A 21,736-nucleotide genomic window follows, 5' to 3' on the forward strand; every position below is an offset into this window, starting at 1 on the left:
TTTTTCAAAGTAACTCTCTAGTATTTCATTTTAGACGATAAGGGTGATGTTGGACAATGAGCGAAATTGTCTATAGTGATAATAAATTTGAACTAGTCTCAGATTTCACACCTCAAGGTGATCAGCCGACAGCGATAGAACAGTTGGTGGAAGGCGTGAAGGCAGGAAAGAGGAATCAAACCTTGCTAGGTGCTACAGGCACCGGGAAGACGTTCACGATTGCTCAAACCATTGCCAGGCTTGGCAGACCTACCCTCGTTATTGCTCATAATAAGACACTGGCCGCGCAACTTGCGAGCGAGTTCAAGGACTTCTTTCCTAATAATTCGGTTGATTATTTTGTCAGTTACTACGATTACTATCAACCGGAAGCCTATATCCCTTCTTCTGACACGTACATCGAGAAAGATTCCAGCATTAATGAAGAAATAGATAAACTGCGACACTCCGCGACAAGTTCTCTGTTCGAGCGACGGGATGTCATCATTGTAGCGAGTGTATCGTGTATTTACGGCCTAGGTTCTCCTACTGAATACGGTAATATGGTCTTGTCCCTGAGAGTAGGTATGGAGAAGCCGCGGAATCAGATTTTGGCCCGTCTTGTCGAAATTCAATATCAGCGTAACGATCTAAACTTTGTACGGGGTACATTCCGTGTACGTGGCGATGTATTGGAAATTTTCCCGGCTTCCAAAGGGGAGCAAGCAATCAGAGTGGAATTTTTCGGCGACGAGATTGAACGAATAACCGAGATTGATGTATTGACTGGTGAATTGGTTGGGGAACGTGAACATGTGGCTATTTTCCCAGCATCTCACTTTGTAACGCAGGAAGAGACGATGCGGATGGCATTGGTCAATATTGAGCGAGAATTAGAAGAACAGTTAGAAGTATTTCGGTCCAAAGGTAAGCTACTTGAAGCCCAGCGTTTAGAGCAACGCACACGTTATGATATTGAAATGATGAAGGAAGTTGGCTTCTGCTCAGGGATTGAGAATTATTCCGGACCTTTAACATTCCGTGAACGGGGTGCAACACCTTATACCTTGATGGATTACTTCCCTGATGATTTCTTGATTGTCATCGATGAGTCGCATGTAACGTTACCGCAAATCCGGGCGATGTATAACGGTGACCAAGCGCGGAAGACCATGCTTGTAGAGCATGGCTTCCGTCTACCATCCGCACTTGATAATCGTCCGCTTAAGTTCGAGGAATTTGAGGAGAAGGCAGATCAGTTGATTTTTGTTTCGGCTACGCCTGGCCCTTATGAAATCGAACATTGTGATACGATGGTCCAGCAGATCATCCGGCCTACAGGATTGCTGGATCCGATCATTGAGGTCCGTCCGACAAAGGGACAAATCGACGATTTAATCGGAGAAATTCGCGATAGGATTGAGAAGGACGAGCGGGTTCTCGTTACAACGTTGACGAAGAAAATGTCCGAAGATCTCACTGATTATCTGAAGGAGATTGGCATTAAGGTGCGCTACCTTCACTCGGATATCAAGACGCTGGAACGGATGAGTATTTTACGTGATCTACGACTTGGAACCTTTCATGTTCTTATCGGGATCAATCTACTGCGAGAGGGTCTGGATCTTCCGGAGGTATCACTCGTGGCGATTCTGGATGCGGATAAGGAAGGATTTCTCCGTTCAGAACGTTCACTGATCCAGACGATCGGTCGGGCGGCTCGAAACTCGGATGGACGTGTACTCCTCTATGGCGATAAGATAACCGATTCCATGGCCAAAGCCATTAATGAAACGGAACGCCGTCGTAACACGCAAATGGCTTATAACGAACGCCATGGGATTACGCCACAAACGATCCGCAAGAAGATACGTGATGTTATTGAGGCTACTAAGGTTGCTGAAAGCAAGAGCGATTATCTGACAGGTGCGGCTAAAGGTAAAATGTCTAAGCGAGATCGCGAGACCGTCATCAAGCGTATGGAAGCCGATATGAAAGAAGCAGCCAAGAACTTGCAATTTGAGCGCGCCGCCGAACTGCGTGACGCGATCATGGAGCTCAAGGCAGAATGATATTTACGACTAATTTTATAATAAGAGAGATATATAAATTGAAATAAAGAAAGTGAAAATGTGGAGAGAACGAAATGATTCTGAAGAAGCGAAGCGTTCACCTTTGTCCCCGAATTTCACCCTTGTATAAAGTTCAATGAAGAAATTCGGGGACAACAGTGATCGTAAGAACATTTCGATATCGCAACCTATCACAATCGATAGTTCAATTTATATAGTTTCAAGGAGATGAAACCGAAGTGGCCATTGAGAATATCGTCATAAAGGGCGCAAGAGCGCATAATTTGAAGAATATTGATATCACCATTCCCCGCGATCGATTTGTTGTGCTAACAGGGCTTAGTGGCTCAGGTAAATCGTCACTCGCCTTTGATACGATTTATGCTGAGGGGCAACGGCGTTATGTGGAATCACTCTCCGCATATGCTCGCCAGTTTCTAGGACAAATGGAAAAGCCGGACGTGGATTCTATTGAAGGATTGTCCCCGGCAATTTCCATTGACCAGAAGACGACAAGCCGTAATCCACGATCTACGGTCGGGACCGTTACGGAAATCTATGATTATTTACGGTTGTTGTTTGCCCGGGTGGGGCATCCTCACTGTCCAGAGCATGGTGTTGAAATTACCTCTCAGACAGTTGAGCAGATGGCCGACCGTATTATGCAATATCCTGAGAAAACCAGACTGCAAATATTAGCTCCTGTTATATCGGGGAAAAAGGGTGAGCATAAGAGCCTTTTTAACGAAATCTCCAAACAGGGTTTCGTTCGTGTTCGTGTAAATGGGGAGCAACGTGATCTTTCGGAGAATATTGAACTAGAGAAGAATAAGAAACATTCGATTGAAGTTATAGTTGATCGCATTGTAGTGAAAGAGGATGTTCGGAGTCGGCTTTCCGATTCCATCGAAACAGCTCTGAAGATGTCAGGTGGTCAATTACTTGTCGACATTATAGGTCAAGAAGAGCTGCGCTTCAGTTCTAACTTTGCTTGTCCGATTTGCGGCTTTAGCATGGATGAATTGTCCCCACGGATGTTCTCCTTTAATAGCCCATTTGGAGCCTGCCAGGAATGCGATGGATTAGGGGCGAAGATGGTTATTGACCCTGACCTGTTAATCCCGAATCCAGATAAGAGTATTGAACAAGGAGCATTTGAAGCTTGGGCAGGTAGCACCTCCAATTACTATCCACAATTTTTGAGATCGGTTTGTGAGCATTTTGATATACCGCAGGATGTTCCGGTATCTGAGCTTACCAAAGAGCAGATGGACAAGTTGCTGCATGGTACAGGAAGCACTAAGGTACGCTTTCGTTATCAGAATGATTTTGGAATGAGCAAAGATGCTTATGTTACCTTTGAAGGAATTATCCCTAACCTAGAACGGCGTTATCGTGAGACGAGTTCAGATGGTATAAGGGAATTTATTGAGGGGTTTATGGGTTCTAAACCTTGTAGTAGCTGCAAAGGAAATCGCTTGAAGAAAGAAGTTCTAGCTGTCACTATTAACAACGAGAACATAGCGTATGTGACTTCTCTGTCCATTGGGGAAGCGAGGGATTTCTTTAATGGTCTACGATTGAGCGACAAAGAAATGACAATCGCCAATATGATTCTTAAGGAAATAAATAGCCGGCTAGGTTTTCTTGTTAATGTCGGGCTAGATTATTTAACGTTAAGTCGTGCTGCGGGCTCGTTGTCTGGGGGGGAAGCCCAACGGATTCGTCTAGCGACGCAAATAGGTTCCAGTTTGATGGGCGTCTTGTATATCTTGGATGAGCCAAGTATCGGTCTGCACCAGCGGGATAACGATCGATTGATTGAAACGCTGGGGCATATGCGTGACATTGGTAACACTCTAATTGTTGTTGAACATGATGAGGATACGATGTTAGCTGCCGACTATATCATCGATATAGGGCCGGGAGCTGGTATACATGGTGGGTATGTAGTTGCACAGGGCACACCGCAAGAAGTCATGGATAATCCAAACTCGTTAACTGGACAATATTTAAGCGGGAAGAAGTTCATTCCGGTTAGCGATGTTCGGCGTAAACCTGATGATCGCTGGTTGGAGGTCAAGGGAGCCAAGGAGAATAATCTTAAGAACATCAACGTTAAGTTCCCAATTGGTGTCTTTACTGCCGTAACAGGTGTGTCTGGCTCAGGTAAATCGACATTAGTGAATGAAATTTTATATAAAACATTAGCACGTGACCTTAACCGAGCTAAGGTTCGTCCAGGACAATATCGGGAGATCAAAGGTTTGGAACATATCGAGAAGGTCGTTGATATTGATCAGTCGCCGATCGGTCGTACACCACGTTCTAACCCAGCAACGTATACTGGAGTATTTGATGATATCCGTGATCTATTCTCCAATACAAATGAGGCAAAGGTGCGTGGTTATAAGAAAGGGCGGTTCAGTTTTAACATTAAGGGAGGCCGTTGTGAGGCTTGCCGTGGCGATGGTATTCTCAAGATTGAGATGCACTTCCTACCGGATGTCTACGTACCATGTGAAATTTGTAAAGGTAAACGATATAACAGAGAAACGTTAGAGGTTAAATATAAGAATAAGAGTATCGCCGATGTGTTAGAGATGACTGTAGAGGCAGCGACTGAGTTCTTCCAGAACATTCCGAAGATTCACCGCAAACTTGAAACGTTATTGGATGTAGGGCTTGGTTATATTAATCTCGGACAGCCAGCTACGACGTTATCTGGCGGGGAAGCACAGCGTGTGAAACTAGCTTCTGAGTTGTATCGTCGCAGTACGGGCAAGACGATTTATATTCTAGATGAACCAACAACAGGGCTACATGTCGATGATATCGACAGACTACTCAAAGTATTACATCGCTTGGTGGATTCTGGCGAAACGGTACTGGTTATCGAGCATAATTTGGATGTCATCAAGACAGCGGATTATCTTATTGATCTGGGTCCGGAAGGCGGAAGCAGAGGCGGAACGATCCTTGCAACGGGGACGCCAGAGGACATTGTGAAGGTGGCAGAGTCGTACACTGGGCAATACTTGGCGCCGGTTCTGGAGCGGGATACGAAACGTACCGAAGAAATGAAGGTACTCGGTTAGAGAAACGGAAGACTAGAAGGTCAAAGTGACTAGAGGTTAATTGGCCAAGAACAGAAGAAACACAGTTAAATTAAACATGAACGTCTGATGTTGCGAGCAAGCAGCATTGGGCGTTTTTTTTTGTGTAGGTGAAAATAATGTAGCGGATAATTTAATCTAAACAGGGCAACAGAGTTAGTCTTCCTTCAAAGTATAATTTTGGCGAATAGGAGAAAGAGAGACGGGGGATACTCTCATCAAAAGCTATTAGGTAGGAGTGACCACAGTGAAAAACCAGGAGACTGAAAGCGGTGGAACCAGTCCGGCCAACGAGACCTCATTATCTACTTATTCTCTTAGTAGTTCTTTGGACGAAATGTTAGCCCTGTTTCGGCAAATATTCAGCAATGATGGCACACTTAGAATAAGAATAATTGAGAATGCACAGTGTAGCAGTATTCGCTGTGGCCTAATTTATATTGACGGAATGATTGATAGGAACCAGATTAGTGAGGGTGTTATAAAACCTATAACTAGCTATCAGTTTGATGAATCGGAACGAAGTGGTACAGCTGAGCTGATGGATAAAATCAGAAAGCAAGTTTTGAATGTTAGTGATGTAGCTGACTCTACGGATCTGGAAGAAATAATCGCTGCGATTATATCGGGGAAAACCGTATTTCTACTGGACGGCTATTCCGGCGCACTTAACATTAGTGCACAAGGCTGGGAGATTAGGGCTATAACCGATCCGATGACGGAAAAAGCGAACAGGGGATCTCGTGAAGGGTTTACCGAATCAATGCAAGTTAACCTGACGCTTATAAGGCGGAGAATACATGATTCTGACTTGAAGTTTATATTCCTTGAGGTAGGAACTCGCAGTAAAACACAAACCTGCCTCTGCTATATGGAAAGCTTGGCCTCGCCAGATATTCTTAAGGAACTGCAAGGTCGGCTGAAGCGGGTTGAAATTGATCATATTCTGGATACGGGTTATATTTCGGAATTAATTCGGGATGAGCCCTACTCCCCCTTCGAAACGATTGGAAGCACAGAGCGCCCTGATACGGTGGTTGGTAAGCTCATGGAGGGTAGAATTGCGCTACTTATCGAGGGGAGTCCTTTTGCCCTAACTCTCCCTTATGTGTTTGTGGAGAATTTTCAAACCAGCGAAGACTATTACATGAACTATTATTTTGCCTCTTTTAACCGGTTGTTAAGGATCTTTGGGGCATTCTTGTCCTTTAGTATCCCAGCTGTATATGTTGCATTGGTTACTTACAGTCGGAAATGGTACCCACACAGCTCCTGCTCAGCATTGCGAAGGCGAGGATGGACGTACCATTTCCAACAATAGTAGAAGCGCTGCTGATGTTGACCGTATTCGAGATCCTGCGGGAGGCGGGTTCCAGAATACCAAGCAACGTAGGACAGGCTGTCAGTATTGTGGGTGCTTTAGTTCTAGGACAGGCGGCCGTGGATGCTCGAATCGTCAGTGCTCCTATGGTTATTGTAGTCGGTCTTACGGGGATAACAACACTACTAAACCCCAAAATTACGGGTCCTTTAATAATAATCAGGGTTTTATTACTGATACTGGCCTTTCTATTAGGCATATATGGGTATTTCTTAGGGCTGCTTGGTTTGGTAGTTCATTTGATGAGTCTTCGTTCATTTGGGGTGTCTTATATGATTGGCGTAGGTTCGATTCGTCCTCAGGATATAAAGGATACAGTGATCCGGGTTCCGTGGTGGGACATGTACTTGCGTCCGGTGGTCATAGGGGCGAGGAATATGAAGAGAAAGTCATCTAAGAACAAGGGACATCATCGATGATACAGGTGAAACGTTTGCTGCAGATACTAATAGTACTGTTTTCGCTAGTTGCGATTTCAGGTTGCTGGAATTACGTTGAAGTTGATGATTTGTCCATTGTGGCAGGTGTGGCAATTGATAAGAACCCGGCAGATGGAAAATTGTTATTAACAGTAGAACTGATTGACACAAAAGGGGGGACAAAGCAGACGCAGGCAGGCTACAAGACGATTAGCCTTACAGGAGACACGATGTTTGAGATTGTCAGAAACATGATATCAATGACAGGCAAGAAATTATTCTGGAGTCATGCCAAAGTGATTATTATCAGCGAGGAGGTTGCCCGGAGTGACGGGGTGATTAGATTTATTGATTGGTACACGAGAGATACGGAAACGAGAGCTGATGTATTTATTTTTGTATCCAAGGAGAAAACAGCCCGGGAGATTCTTGATCTTCAAAGCACAATGGAGTCAATCACTTCCTTTGAGTTGGCGCAAATGATGCGGGATGAGAAGTATGTTAGCTCAGCTCCGACTGTGGAGATATGGGATTTTATCGATAAGTTGGAGTCTCGTGGGAAGTGCGCAATAGCACCGCTAGTTTATATTCACCAAAATGATACGACTAGCAGTGAGCGAGTCAACGGAACCGCTGTTTTTAGTAAAGATCGAATGGTGGGCACTCTCAGCGAGGAAGAAAGCAAATATATGCTGTTTGCCAAAAATGATATAAAGGGAGGTGTACTACCTGTGAATGATGAGACGGGTATACCAACTTTCTCATTAGAAATTATATCGAATGAGACTAAAATAAAGCCTTTATTGACTAATGAGGGGATCCAGATTCAGATTAACACCGTGACTCATACGGGTCTGGATGAGGTCATGTCTTCAAACGGATTGTCAGATTTCCAGAGCCAGAAGGCAATTGAACAACGTGCTGAGGAAGAACTCGAAAAAAATATCTTGAAGGTAATTTATAAAGTACAGCAGGAGTATCGTAGCGATATTTTTGGGTTTGGAGAGATTATTCATGAACAGTTGCCTAAAACGTGGAAAGAGATGGATGACACATGGGAAAATGAATTTAGCAAGTTAAAGTTTACGGTTCAATCGAAGGTTATGATTGATAACAGCGCTAGAACTTCAAGATCAATTAGAATAGGTGATTAAAAATGGCTGTATTAATTGTGTTTCTTTATGCTTTCATTGTTTTGATTGATCCGTATGGTCTGCTGAAACAGGGATTGAAACGTGACTTTTATGTATGTTCTGCCCTGTGCTTGCTTTCGTTTGTGATCGCCTTTTCACTGACGATGAAGTGGGATATTCCCAGTCCTACCCCATTAATTGAAGGCTGGGTCAAGCAACTTCACTAGAATGAATGAATACCAAGAAAGAAGGTGACCTTTCATGAGTAAAGAGACGATTACGGGTGGCCAGTACACTAGCATAACGATCATGTTTATGATCAGCAGTTCATTGTTCATGGGAGGTGCAGGTCTATCCGGCAACAGCATTTGGGTTTCTTTGTTGCTTGCGATTACAATGGCAGTGCCGCTTGTGTGCATCTACGCAAGACTGCATGCTCTGTTTCCTGGTAAAAATATTTTCGATATGTTGATTGCAGTTTTTGGCAAGGTAGCAGGTAGAGTAGTAGCCTGTTCATATATATGGTATTCCCTACATTTAGGAGCCCTTGTGCTGCGTAATTTTGGCGAATTCAGTAAAACGGTCCCGTTAACTGCAACGCCGATGATTGTGCCTATGCTATGCATTGGGCTACTCTGTGTTTGGGCAGTAAGAGCAGGGATTGAAGTGATCGGAAGAAGTGCGAAGTTCTTAGTTCTGTTTGTGCTATTTGAGCTCTTTATCATACAAATATTTTCGCTCCCCCTTTTTGAATATCATCATCTATTACCGTTGCTAGATAACGGTTGGAATGCCGTACTGAGCGATGCCATGAGTTCATTCTCATTTCCTTTAGCTGAGACTGTATTGCTGTTGGGCGCTTTTCACTCCCTACCGGATCGAGCCTCAGCCTATCGGGTAATGCTAAGTGGGGTGTTGATTTCAGGGGGAGTTATTATTCTAGTTTACCTACGTAATATGTTAGTACTGGGACCTGAGATCATAACCTCTTTGTACTTCCCATCTTATGTGGCGACGAGCCGGATCAATATAGGGGATTTTCTCACAAGAATCGAAGGCTCCTCGGCGATAGCGTTTGTAACAGCGCTGGTCATCAAGGTTAGTTTGTGTTTATATGTAGCCAGCATTGGAATTGCCAAAGTATTTAACCTAAAGAGTTATCGTTCCGTTGTCCTACAGATGGGGTTGATCATGGTGTATTTGTCGGTATTTATATTCAAAGATATTATGGGGATGCAGTACTTCGCCTTTCATATTTATAAAGTCTATGCCTTCCCTTTTCAGGTGATTATCCCGATGATATTGTGGATTGGGTCTGAAATTGTAGTTCGAAGAAACAAGAATAAGACGGCGGTGGCTTAATAGCGACGACACTCTAATGTTAGCAAATATCAGCACGGATAAGAATGGACTTGGACAATGTCAAGGATAAAAATTACTGTTCGAGAAGAAAAACAATGAAATTATCGTCAATATGGCAACATTTTCAATATTTTTTCGTCCTTGCTATTGCATCCGATCCAGAAGGAAGATAACATGGAAGAAGATGTGATAAACCGCTGATTAAAGAGGGGGCTTCGATATGTGGTTACTCGCTGGAGCTGGTGAGACTACAACGACCTATAACGGCTTTGATATCTTTATGTTATTGTTTACGCTGATTATTTTTATTGGTGTGGTACGTCTACTGATGGAGCGTCCCAAGAAGAATCTGTTTGCTATCGGATTCGGCATGCTTTGCTTGGTCATTTTTTTGGTCTCGGATGTCATCATGATCAAGGCTTGGTTCAGTTAAATCATCTGATGGCCACAACTAATGATTAATTATATTTCGCAACAAAAAGGTGGCAGCCCAAGTAATTGGCCTGCCATTTTGTATTTAGGATCACAGTTTAACTTATAACCTAACTGAAACTGTACATTGGATAGCACCGGATAGTGTCCAAAATTATTTAGTTGCATTAGTTACACTTAATATGGGTTCAATCTACGCTGCACGAGTATTAGTTGCAAATAGTACACTTAAACTTCCCATGTTCGAGTAAGTCTCCAGTTTGGCTTGAAATAGCTGTATGTTGTACAACTAAAGTGAGCGAATTCATCGATGAAGCCAATTTGGTGTATTTTATACAACTATGTGTGGTTTGGAAGTTGCTGAGTGACTAAATAGTGTAGCGGTGGATGGAAGTTGTTAAGTAACTCTAGAGTATATAGATGTATGAAGGTAATGAGTAACTTTGTGGTATTCCATGTTTGCTTATATTTTCCGCTGGATACGTGGGAATAAAGCTAGAGTGTGAGGCCGATGTCTGATAAAATAGATAAGTTATAGGAATCTCAGATTTTAGATGTTGTTAGTTCTAAGAGAGATGAATACAGAATTTAATGATGAATCCAAGTGATTTATCTAGGAGGATATAAATGAGTAAGACAGCATTAACAAGACAAGACGTGGAACTGCTTGCACCCGCAGGTGATTGGGATTGTATGCGGGCTGCGGTAGCCAATGGAGCAGATGCGGTATTTTTTGGAGTGGAGAAGTTTAATGCTCGTGCACGGGCGAACAATTTCCGGATGGACGAGTTGCCAGAGATTATGGCCTTTTTACACAGCTATGGAGTGAAAGGGTTTTTGACCTTTAATATTCTCGTTTTTGAGAATGAGTTACGAGATGCAGGAGAGTTAATTGAAGCATGTATCGATGCAGGTGTAGATGCGGTGATTGTACAGGATTTAGGTCTGGTTAAGCTGATCAGAGAACTGTCACCAGACTTTCCGATTCATGGTTCGACGCAAATGACGATTACTTCGCCGGAAGCGGTTGAGTTTACTAAGCCGTGGGGGATGGAGCGGGTTGTACTTGGACGTGAAAATAACCTGAAGCAAATCGAGAAGATTGGAGCGCAGGCGAAGCTGCCGATGGAGGTATTCGTACATGGTGCTCTATGCGTATCTTATTCCGGTCAATGTCTAACATCGGAAATGTGGGGTGGACGTTCGGCGAACCGCGGCGAATGCGCACAGGCATGCCGTCTTCCATATGACCTCATGGTGGATGGAGTGCAGAAGCCGATGGGCGATATAGCTTATCTGTTGTCTCCTAAAGACCTCGCCGCTATTGATATTATGCCTGAATTGATTGAAGCGGGAGTAACGTCTTTCAAGATCGAAGGACGGATGAAGACCCCGGAATATGTTGCTAATGTCGTGAGTAAGTATCGGAAGGCAATTGATAATTATTTCGAAGGAGATGGAGTCCGGCCATCAAAGGAAGAAATTCGTGAGCTTCAACAGAGCTTCTCGCGTGGTTTTACGCACGGATTCCTTGAAGGAACGAACAATAAGCAATTGGTGGAGGGAACATTCCCCAAAAGCCGTGGAGTATATCTAGGTGTGGTAGAACAGGTGCTTCGTGATGGTGTTGTCTGTAAGATTGAGGCGCCAGTGAAGCGTGGCGACGGTATTGTGTTCGATGCGGGGGACCCGACGAAGAAGGAAGAAGGGGGCCGCATCTACGATTTACGGCGCAAGGGTGTGAAGCTGGAAGGCGAAGCGGCTGAGAGTTGGATCGTGGACATTGTGCCAGGTCGCAATGATGTTGATCTACGCCGTGTTCAAGTAGGCGATCGTATCTGGAAGACGAATGACCCTGCTTTGGATAAGCGGCTTCGTCAGTCGTATGAGATTGACAAGCCTTACCGGGTGTTCCCTGTGCATGTCCGGGTAATTGGACATGCAGGTGGGCTGCTCTCGACTTTCTGGACTGATGCCCAGAAAGGAACGACGGTACGCGTCGACTCGGAGCTTGAGCTCGAAGTCGCACAGAAACGGCCGATGGACTACGCCCTGCTCGAAGAGCAGTTTGGCCGTCTAGGCGGTACGGTGTTCCAGCTCGAGAAGCTGGATGTGGAGCTGCATGGCGACGTAATCCTACCGATGCGAGAGCTGAACGGCATTCGCCGCCGCGCAGTGGAACTGCTGGCGGGCGAGCGGCCTAAACCGCCCGTTTACGTGAAACGGGCGGAGGGGCTTGATGGCGCCCTCGCGCATAGCGGGGCGCCTGCGGGCGACGGCGCGGATGCTATGCCGCGCCGCGTGCCCGTGGCTCGCGGTGAGGCGAAGCTCACCGCGCTCTGCCGCAGCCTGCCGCAGGTGCAGGCTGCACTCGAAGCTGGCGTAGAAATGATCTACGCCGACTTCGAATTCATTAAGCAGTTCCCGGCAGCGGTGGAAGCCGTACGGGCAGCTGGCAAGTCCATTGCGCTAGCGACGCCGCGCATTCATATGCCAGGCGAGAACGGCTACCATAACAACATCCTGCGTCTTGAACCCGACGCAGTGCTAGTACGCAACACAGGTGCCTTGTACTTCTATCTACGGCACCGCCAAGAGAACCCAGATGCTAAGCATCCGCAAATTATCGGAGACTTCTCGCTTAACATCGCCAATCACAAGGCGGCAGAGTTGTTCCTAGAAGCGGGCTGTGATCTCATCACACCGTCATATGACCTCAATATTCAGCAGATGGTTGATCTGCTGGGTCAGAGTCAGACTTCTGCAGTGGAGATCGTTATCCATCAGCATTTACCGATGTTCCATACGGAGCATTGTGTGTACTGTACCTTCCTTAGTGAAGGAACAGACTTTACAAACTGTGGACGTCCATGTGAAGATCACAGCGTATCCCTGCAGGATCGTATTGGAATGTCTCATCCGGTTCGAGTAGACGAAGGGTGTCGCAATACCGTGTATAACGCGATTGAGCAATCAGGTGCAGAATATCTGAATCACTTCCTTGAGCTTGGTGTGCCAAAATATCGGGTAGAATTCCTGGAAGAGACACCAGAGCAGGTACATGAGGTCATTGATCTGTATACTCGTGCGCTACGCGGTGAGATTAGCGGAACACAGGTATGGAAGTCACTTAAAGCGACCAACCAACTTGGCGTTACGCGTGGGCAATTAGTGAAATAACAAGGGTGCGCCAATCGGCGTCGCTCGATCATGTTCATAGGACTGCTTCTCCGTGTGATTTACGGAGGGCAGTCTTTTTTCGAAAAAGGTGTGTTTTTATAGGCTCTACGCTGTAACCAATGTTTTACTAGGGAGGATTTGGTACATACATTGGGCAGGAGACCAGCTTCCAGGCTTTATTTAAAGGGAATTACTCAAGTTAAGTTGCTGAGATTACACATCTTTCCACTAGTAACTGGAATAACTCCAGTTAATCAACCGATAATCGGTCATAACTGGTTATAAGCGCCGAATTAGATGGAGAAATTCCAGTTGAGTTGCTCACTCGTTGTATGCGATCGTAATTAGGAGGAGGAATTCCAGGTATTCATACTCCATCGAGTACTGGCAGCTTCTAGATCGGCATAAATTAATGCCTCCAAATCATGAGTGCTTGCTATAGTAGAGGTGTGTGCAGATTATAGCTTTGAAAATGGAATGAATAGACCATATTTTGGGCTCAATCTGAAAATCAGTGGATGACAAAACGCAACGCTGCTTCCCACTATAGGGGCTGTCAGCCGCTGTATTTGGTTTTGAGCCTTATTTTGTAGATAAAAGATTAAAACCGAGGGGAATGGATAGAAGCATGGTTCCTTTTACATTGGGTGAAGTTAGGTCGCTGTGCGGTAGAATCTCATATAAGCGAGGAGAGCAACTTGTTAAAGAGGGCCTGGTGGCTGAGCTGAATAGCGATGGGGTAGGTCATTTTGAAGCCAAGGTTCGCGGGGAGCAGCCTTATGATGTGAAGGTAGATGTGAACAGATCGGGCACGCTCAAAGCGCTGTGCAATTGCCCGGCCTATACACCTTACTATGGTTATTGTAAACACATTGCTGCAGTGCTGATCACGATACATCAAGTGCATAGTGAACCGGGAATCCGAAGTGGACTGGTAGTTCCCTTGTCTCCACTTTTTGAGAGTGCTGAATCAGTTGGTACTGGACATGATGAACATCCTCAGGATTCACAGCCTAATGCCACAGTCGCATACGAAGGGGACGACATAGTATCAAGCAGTCTTATTTCCCTTTTTCAGCGTAAATCCGGTGTAACTAGGAAACATGGTAGCGAACTAGCCACTAAAATTCCGATAAATGGGCGCAAAGAATTGTTGAATGTAGAGTTTACGGTAAAAAGAGTGCATAGTTTGAGGGATGAATATAAGTTTGTTATGGAGCTGAAGGTTGGAGAAAAACGGCTCTATATCGTTAATGATCTCGGCGAGTTTCTTGGATGCGTTGAAGCCGCCGAGCGATATCCTTTTACCAAGTTATTCACTTATGATCCCAGTCTGCATGAGTTCAGCCCAGAGGACCGCGAACTTATCATGAGGTTGATTGATATTCATAATAGTGAATATGCCTATAAAGAGGCTACTCACCTTTCTCCTAGGTACTCCAGTACCCGTTCCAAAGGAGACAAACGGCAGTTGATCATACCTCCGCTTGCTTGGAAGTCGCTAGTCCAACTCATGATGCAACCTGGTCTGAACGTGCTCATGGAGCAAGATAATGGCGCTACGCGTTCATTTGTGGCAGAAGAGGACAGGCTACCGGTTTCTTTTAAAATGCGTAAAGAGCCAGAGACCGAGAATTACCTGATGGATATAGAAGGTTTGCAGGAATGTACATTAATGCCTCGTTACGGGTGTGTTGTGGCGGAAGGGCGAGTCATTTTGCTTGAGGAATCAGATACCCGGATCGCAAGTGAATTGTGGAAACTGTTGTATCACAAGGAGAGCAATCAGCTGCACATTCCCCCTATTCAAATAGATTCTTTCATGGAACATGTGGTGCCCGGCCTGCGCCGACTTGGGAATGTGAGTATGGAGCAACAAATCGCTGATCGGCTTGTTGAAACGCAGTTACGCGCTAAGTTGTTCTTGGAGCAGGATGGTGAGGTATTACGGGGTACGTTGGAATTTCATTATGATGGGATTAAACTGCACCCACTGTCTTTGGGGAATAGGAATGAGAGTGAGGATGGGAGCGGAGGCTGGGACGTAGATTCTATCGGATCCCCAATACTCGGCGATGTTATCTTAATTCGGGATACGCAGCGGGAATCACTTGTCTTGGAAATGATTGATAGATCGGCTTTTCGAATCAATGAAGGTGGATTGATAGCGGAGGCAGAGGATGAACTTTACGACGTGTTATTCAATTTGCTCCCGGAACTTGAGCATGTGGCCGAGATATATGCAACGCCATCTGTTAAACGAATGATCCATAGCAGCAATCGTCCCCCTAAGGTGAAAATAGATACGGATAGCTCGCTGAATTGGCTTGAGGTTTCTTTTGAAATGGATGCGATGAATGAGGATGAGCTTAGGGGAATATTGCTTAGCATCGTAGAGAAGAAGAAATATTACCGACTGCCTGAAGGAGCGTTTCTTTCCCTGGAGAATGAAGAGTTTCAGGTGTTCAATCGGTTGTATAGTGATCTGGGAATGAAGACAAACGATATCAAAGGTGGCTTGATTTCACTTCCGGTGGCACGGGGATTACAGTTTCAGGACCGGAATGAGGAGGGTTTACAAGGCGTTCAGTGGGGCAGGTCTCTGCGCCGACTACTAGACCATCTAAAGGACCCGGAGGCCATGGACTTCGAAGTCCCATTCTCACTTGCCCCTATACTGCGGGATTATCAAGTGACAGGCTTCAGATGGATGAAGATGTTAGCTCATTATCGTTTTGGAGGTATTCTTGCCGATGATATGGGACTTGGTAAAACGTTGCAGAGTATCGCTTATATTGTCTCTGAGCATGAAAAGAGCAGCGCCACAGGCGTTGAGCGAAAGCCGGTACTGATTGTTGCGCCAGCATCGCTAGTCTATAACTGGGAAAGTGAGTTCCACAAGTTTGCTCCGCAGCTTCATGTTAAAGTGGCTGCCGGAGATAAGCAGGAACGTAGCGAAGTTCTTAGTGAGGTTGAAAAGGTCGACGTAATCGTGACGACTTATCCATCACTGCGTCGTGATTTGGAGTGGTACCGGGAGATCACATTTGATACGTTGATCATCGATGAGGCGCAGTATATTAAGAACCCGGAGTCGCAGACAGCACAGGCTGTGAAAGAGATTTCTGCAGCCCACCATTTCGCTCTTACAGGCACTCCAATCGAGAATTCGCTAGAGGAGTTATGGTCGATTTTTGACGCAGTATTCCCAGGTCTGTTCGGTGGACGCAAGACGTTTATAGAAATGCCACGGGATCGAATTGCGAAGAAGGTGCGTCCTTTCATTCTGCGGCGGCTTAAGAAGGACGTATTAAGGGAGCTTCCTGACAAAATCGAGACCGTACTGCAGTCCGAACTACATGTGGAGCAGAAACAACTCTATAGCGCTTATTTGGCCAAATTGCAGGAGGATACCGCAAAGGATTTGGAGGAAGGTAACTTTCAGAAAAGTCGGATCAAAATACTAGCGGGCATTACTAGACTACGTCAATTGTGCTGTCACCCTACTTTATTCATAGATTCGTATACAGGCTCTTCAGGTAAGCTGGAGCAGTTACTAGAGCTGGTTGAAGAAGCACTGGACAGTGGGAAGCGGATGCTTATCTTTTCACAATTTACCGGCATACTAAGTTTGATCCGTTCGGAGCTCGTGCAGCGAGAGGTGGATTTATTCTATCTCGATGGCTTCACACCTTCAAGAGAGCGTGTAGACCTGTGCCGCCGTTTTAACGAGGGAGAGAATCAGATCTTTCTTATCTCGCTCAAAGCGGGAGGAACCGGACTTAATTTAACTGGAGCGGATACAGTTATTTTGTATGATCTGTGGTGGAATCCGGCTGTAGAGGAGCAGGCAACGGGCAGAGCTCACCGGATGGGACAGAAGCAGGTTGTGCAGGTAATACGTTTAGTATCCAAAGGAACTATTGAAGAGAAGATTCTGGAGCTTCAGGAACGTAAAAGAGATCTGATCGAGGAAGTCATTTCATCGGAATCAGGAGAAGGGACTTCGAGCTCCCTAACCGAGCAAGAAATTCGCGGGCTACTCATGATATGAATATGAGTAGTCTGTTTTTTTGTTAGATATTAGTTGTGCTTAGTGCAGCGGGAATTTTGAGCCCGGATTTCTCATAATCGTAGATGTATCAATGGTTTGGTGCAACGCTTTAAACTGCTGATCTCTTTATTAAGTTTCTGTGACAAGGGGATATTTTCCATTGATAATAGAAGTTTATCAGTGCTAAAAAATTGTTTATATGATAAAATGAAAGCGTAACCAAAATATAAATGGAGGCAGAGTTCTACAACGTGAATTAAGTTTTCCAAGTGATTTTTTTACGAAAATCGAAAGGAAAGGATGATTCGCAAAACGGATTATGCTAATGAAGTAAGTTTTGTTACGAAGCTCTACAAGAAGTCATTGCTTGCTCGAAAAAGCGTTTAGGTTTATGAAGTAGATTTGTTTGTGGAAGATCAGATGGAAGGCTGTATTTCACAAAACGGATGTGCTTAGGAAGTTCTACAAGAAATCATTTGCTCAACAAAATGTATTATGCTTACGAAGTAGTTTTGTTACGAAGAACCACATGGAGGCTCTGCTTCACAAAACTTTTAGGAGGCTGGATGAGATGTTTGAAGGATTCCTCGAAATGCAATCGGTAGTTTCTCGGGTTCAAGGACGGCTAGAAATTGGAGGCGATCAGGCGTATCATAAACTCGAATACGGTACGGAACGTTTCTTGCATACACCTGAACCAGGCAACCGTATTCGCAAAGAGGAACCACCTCAACGATTCTCGTTTCGCAGATTTTGGAGTTAACGAACTAGTGATTCAACAGCAATAGTAAATCAAAAGGCGACTTTCCCGAAATCATTTATTTCGGAGAGAGGAGCCTTTTTTCTTATTACTAATCTTCTAAATAACTATGATATAGTGTAAATATCTAAGATTGTATATAGGACAAGGAGTTGTACATATGAAAATTCGTAAAGCCATTATTCCGGCTGCAGGGTTAGGTACGCGTTTCTTGCCAGCAACTAAAGCGATGCCGAAGGAAATGCTGCCCATTGTGGACAAGCCAACCATTCAATATATCGTGGAAGAAGCCGTAGCTGCAGGTATTGAAGACATTATTATTGTCACTGGTAAAGGTAAACGTGCGATTGAGGATCACTTCGATAATTCCTTCGAGTTGGAACATAACCTCAACGAGAAGGGCAAGTGGAAGCTGCTGGAGGAGGTCCGCAAGTCATCTGAAATGGCGGATATCCATTATATCCGGCAGAAAGAACCTAAAGGTCTTGGACATGCGATCTGGTGCGCCCGGAAGTTTATTGGAGATGAACCATTTGCCGTTTTATTGGGTGATGATATCGTGGAATCTGAGGACCCATGTCTGAAGCAAATGATTGATGTGTATGATGAACAGCAAGCGTCAGTTGTAGGTGTTCAACCGGTGCCTTGGAATGAAGTTTCTCGCTATGGTATTGTAGACGGAACCGAGATTAGAGACCGGGTATATTTAGCTAATCAATTGGTAGAGAAACCTGAGACGAATAAAGCACCATCTAACCTAGCGATTATGGGTAGATATATTCTAACACCAGCTATTTTCGATATACTGGGCGAACAACATGCAGGCGTAAATGGCGAGATCCAACTAACGGATGCGATATCCCGCCTGCGGGAGACTGAGCGTGTTATTGCCTATAATTTTTCAGGTATTCGGCACGATGTCGGAGAGAAGCTTGGATTCATCCAGACAAGCATTCATTATGCGTTGCAGAATATCGAACTTAGGGAACAATTACTAGATTACATGACACAGATTATAGAAAATGCAGGACATAAGAAAACGACCTCTCATTGAGAGGTCGTTTTCTTATGTTTATCATACTGATTATCAGAATGTCATCTGTGCTAATTGATCGATCGCATCTTTGGCCGTAGGGTCTATTTGAATATATTGATCGTAAAGCGGTTGATCGTTAGTTCCTGTTTTCTGTAAGGCAGCCAGATACCAGCGAATTATTTCTTGGTTTGTTGCTTCGGATAAATCCTCTGTGATCCCTTGTTTGAGAATCTCAGCAGCTTCAGCTGGATTATTCAGCATGAACTGTATTTTTCCGGCATTTAGAGTCATTGAAGTGGTGATATAAAAAGGATTCCCTTGAAACTGACCCGCTGGTAGTGTTTTCAAATGCTCGACACCATCTACGACATGTTGATAGGCATCCATTCCTGACTTAAAGTAATATACTTTCTTCTCTGCATCTTGCTCACCGAGGGATTGATAACCAAGTTCAAAGGACTGGGCAATCAGTTTCTCGTACCACCCCATATCCCAGGCGTATCGATCTGCATTGTCCTTCAATACCTCGTATGCTTGGTTGTTCGAACCTTTTTTCTGATGCAAAATAATGAGCTGATTGTATAAGTTCTTATCGTAGGGTTCCTTCTTTAGAGCTGATATCAGGAGGTCGTAATCAACAGTGAAGAACGATTCATCCTGGGTTTGCTCATAACCAGCTTGCAGTAGAGCATTCATATTGAGTACAGCGTCTGGTAGGTCGCTGCGTTTATCTAGTGCCTGATCTAGCGGTGCCTTAATTTCATTGAAATCGTTACTGGTTGTCATTAATTCTCTACCCTTGATTACGGCATCATTTGCTTGAATATACCGGATTGAAGTGAAGATCAAAACTACCGAGGTAACGACAAGTACCCCACTATATATAACTCGTACATTCCCAGGCTTTAGGGCAAAACGTTTGACTGGTTGATTATCCATTGCGGCAACCATGCCGCCAAGTCCAAGAAAGACCAGTATGCCTATGAAGACGTAGCTCATATTAAAGTCCATCATACTGTGGATCAGAATCGAGAACACAACTATGAAATAAACAAAATAGGAGTCTCTCTCGTGTTCTTCTGATCGCATATACCCACGGATGTATTTATAGAAAATAAAGAGTATGAAGGCCATGAATATGATAAAGCCTAGAAGTCCAACTTCTACTAGATACTGCATGAAAAAACTATGTGCCTGTCGGCTCGTGTACGGATTGTTCTGATATTTTTCGTATATGGAAGCCCAGGCTCCGCCCCCAGCACCAATGATAGGATAATCCTTTACAACTTTCGCTGCATCTTTATAGAATGTCAGACGTTCCAGAACACTGTGTTGTTGTAAATTGATATTTTCGAGACGTTCACCGATATTCCCGGGTAAAATGTGCTTGAGGTTTGTTCCAAGGAACAACGCGATCAGCAAACCTACCGCAACAACAGACCCGATGGGCAGCCACAGATTTGAGAATTTTTTCTCGGTCAACTTACTCATGCTGCTCTCTAAACGAGGTGCTACATAACGTTGGATCAAGCAGGCTAATACGGCTGTTATCAGCGATGCGCCTAATACATAAAACCAACCCTTGGCAGGATCACCGATTTGTCCAAGGTGAAATTGTTGTCCAAGTTCTGTAACCGGCTTAGCAATTAGTAGTGTTCCTACTCCCGCAATTAGGCAATAGAGAATCCACAGAACTTGTTTGGCAGGTTTAAGGAACAATAATAGTACGATAAATACGACGGGTAGAAACATTAGTCCACCGCGTGACAATGTTAATAGAATCGATAGTACGATTGGCACAAGCGCAAAAGCGTGTATGGCTTGTCCATACCATTTCTTCGAGCGAGTAATAGCAAATATCGCAACGAAGAAGAAAGCCATCAAGAACGCAGCATATGTATTCGGATACTGGAAGACCGAAGCTAGCCGCGGACCATTGGAATCAATCCAGACTGCCTGATTATATTGTCCATTAATGACTGTAGGTGTGAACCATCCAACTATGCTTGAAGCCAGCCTCCCTTGTCCCAACCAATTTAATAGTCCAAACAAGATAGTGAGATAGCCCACGGTAATCATTGAGGTCTCAATGATAGAATTAGCTTGTTTATTTTGTAGCAAATAGAGTCCTATAATAAAGATAAAGGCGTAAAGACATTGAATCAGTACTGCGTTGGTCGCGTAAAAATGTGAAGCTGCTGTGATCAAAGCAAGAACATAAGTAATAGGAAGCAATAGTACAGCGATCGCAGTCCAATCTCGCTGATCTTCCAATTTAAATTTGTTGAAGAAGGCGAATATCCCAACTAAGAGCAATAAGCTCCCGAGAATGACCGCCCAATAAATAGGCTTTTCAAAGGTCGAGACAAGTCCATTAAATAGCCCTGCTTGAAAGGGTGCCCACACCATGAAAATGATTAATCCGATAATTAACAACCATAAAGCGATAGGTAACTTTTGCCCATTTCTCGACGCTATGGCTTTTTTCCCGTATACTGGATTCGACAAGGTTTTTAATCTCCTTTTCTTGTAGATACTTGAATTATTTTAGCATAATGTGAGAACAGAGAACAGTTGGTGAAAAAATAACAAGTTAGTTAACAATATAATAGAATGAAAATAAGAATGACGACGAGGAATAGGCCTTTGGTGCTTAAGTCAATTATTTATCATAAACTCTATTTTGTTTTATAAGTTTGTAAAGGATTGCCGTGCTACACAGTATGATCACGTGTTATTGTTGTTGAGTTGTTTTAAAAAATGCTGGTCTATCTAGGGTTGTGTAATCACATTGTTTTTTCAACAAGGGCTT

Annotated in this window: 11 protein-coding genes and 1 pseudogene; 11 read left to right on the forward strand and 1 reads right to left on the reverse strand. The window is 44.3% G+C overall.

Going from position 1 to position 21,736, the window contains the following annotated elements; genetic code table 11:
* Nucleotides 1-56: 56 nt before the first annotated feature.
* The 11 genes and pseudogenes from uvrB to galU all read left to right on the forward strand — a co-directional run bounded on the left by uvrB (nucleotide 57) and on the right by galU (nucleotide 18,942).
* Nucleotides 57-2,051, forward strand: coding sequence for an excinuclease ABC subunit UvrB (uvrB, locus tag EJP82_RS21710; RefSeq protein ID WP_127194166.1), 1,995 nt, complete (start codon nucleotides 57-59; stop codon nucleotides 2,049-2,051).
* A 239-nt stretch (nucleotides 2,052-2,290) separates the two neighbouring features.
* A complete protein-coding gene (gene uvrA, locus EJP82_RS21715; RefSeq protein ID WP_127194167.1) occupies nucleotides 2,291-5,149 on the forward strand; it encodes an excinuclease ABC subunit UvrA in 2,859 nt (952 codons plus the stop codon).
* A gap of 355 nt (nucleotides 5,150-5,504) precedes the next feature.
* Nucleotides 5,505-6,967 (forward strand): annotated as a pseudogene (locus EJP82_RS28515) (spore germination protein).
* Nucleotides 6,964-8,121 carry a Ger(x)C family spore germination protein gene (locus EJP82_RS21725; protein ID WP_127194168.1) on the forward strand — a complete coding sequence of 386 codons (1,158 nt, stop codon included), beginning with the start codon at nucleotides 6,964-6,966 and terminating at the stop codon, nucleotides 8,119-8,121. The pseudogene EJP82_RS28515 and the gene EJP82_RS21725 overlap by 4 nt, the downstream one beginning before the upstream one ends.
* 2 nt (nucleotides 8,122-8,123) lie before the next feature.
* On the forward strand, nucleotides 8,124-8,327 hold the full coding sequence (locus EJP82_RS21730; protein WP_127194169.1) for a hypothetical protein: 204 nt from the start codon (nucleotides 8,124-8,126) through the stop codon (nucleotides 8,325-8,327).
* 34 nt (nucleotides 8,328-8,361) lie between these two features.
* On the forward strand, nucleotides 8,362-9,462 hold the full coding sequence (locus EJP82_RS21735) for a GerAB/ArcD/ProY family transporter (RefSeq protein ID WP_127194170.1): 1,101 nt from the start codon (nucleotides 8,362-8,364) through the stop codon (nucleotides 9,460-9,462).
* Between the two features lie 220 nt (nucleotides 9,463-9,682).
* On the forward strand, nucleotides 9,683-9,895 hold the full coding sequence (locus tag EJP82_RS21740; protein WP_127194171.1) for a hypothetical protein: 213 nt from the start codon (nucleotides 9,683-9,685) through the stop codon (nucleotides 9,893-9,895).
* Nucleotides 9,896-10,521: 626 nt separating this feature from the next.
* Entirely contained in the window at nucleotides 10,522-13,074 is a 2,553-nt protein-coding gene (locus EJP82_RS21745; RefSeq protein WP_127194172.1) for a U32 family peptidase, read from the forward strand.
* A 616-nt stretch (nucleotides 13,075-13,690) separates the two neighbouring features.
* Nucleotides 13,691-17,128: a DEAD/DEAH box helicase gene (locus tag EJP82_RS21750; RefSeq protein ID WP_127194173.1), complete on the forward strand. Its 3,438-nt coding sequence runs from the start codon at nucleotides 13,691-13,693 to the stop codon at nucleotides 17,126-17,128.
* A gap of 571 nt (nucleotides 17,129-17,699) precedes the next feature.
* Nucleotides 17,700-17,891 (forward strand): hypothetical protein, encoded by a 192-nt coding sequence (locus tag EJP82_RS21755; protein WP_127194174.1) that lies wholly within the window; start codon nucleotides 17,700-17,702, stop codon nucleotides 17,889-17,891.
* Between the two features lie 157 nt (nucleotides 17,892-18,048).
* Nucleotides 18,049-18,942 carry a UTP--glucose-1-phosphate uridylyltransferase GalU gene (gene galU, locus EJP82_RS21760; protein ID WP_127194175.1) on the forward strand — a complete coding sequence of 298 codons (894 nt, stop codon included), beginning with the start codon at nucleotides 18,049-18,051 and terminating at the stop codon, nucleotides 18,940-18,942.
* A gap of 33 nt (nucleotides 18,943-18,975) precedes the next feature.
* Here galU and EJP82_RS21765 read toward each other — a convergent pair whose 3' ends face one another.
* Entirely contained in the window at nucleotides 18,976-21,432 is a 2,457-nt protein-coding gene (locus EJP82_RS21765) for an O-antigen ligase family protein (RefSeq protein WP_127194176.1), read from the reverse strand.
* Nucleotides 21,433-21,736 lie beyond the last annotated feature (304 nt).

It is taken from the genome of Paenibacillus anaericanus, assembly GCF_003994475.1.
Classification (GTDB): Bacteria; Bacillota; Bacilli; order Paenibacillales; family Paenibacillaceae; genus Fontibacillus; species Fontibacillus anaericanus.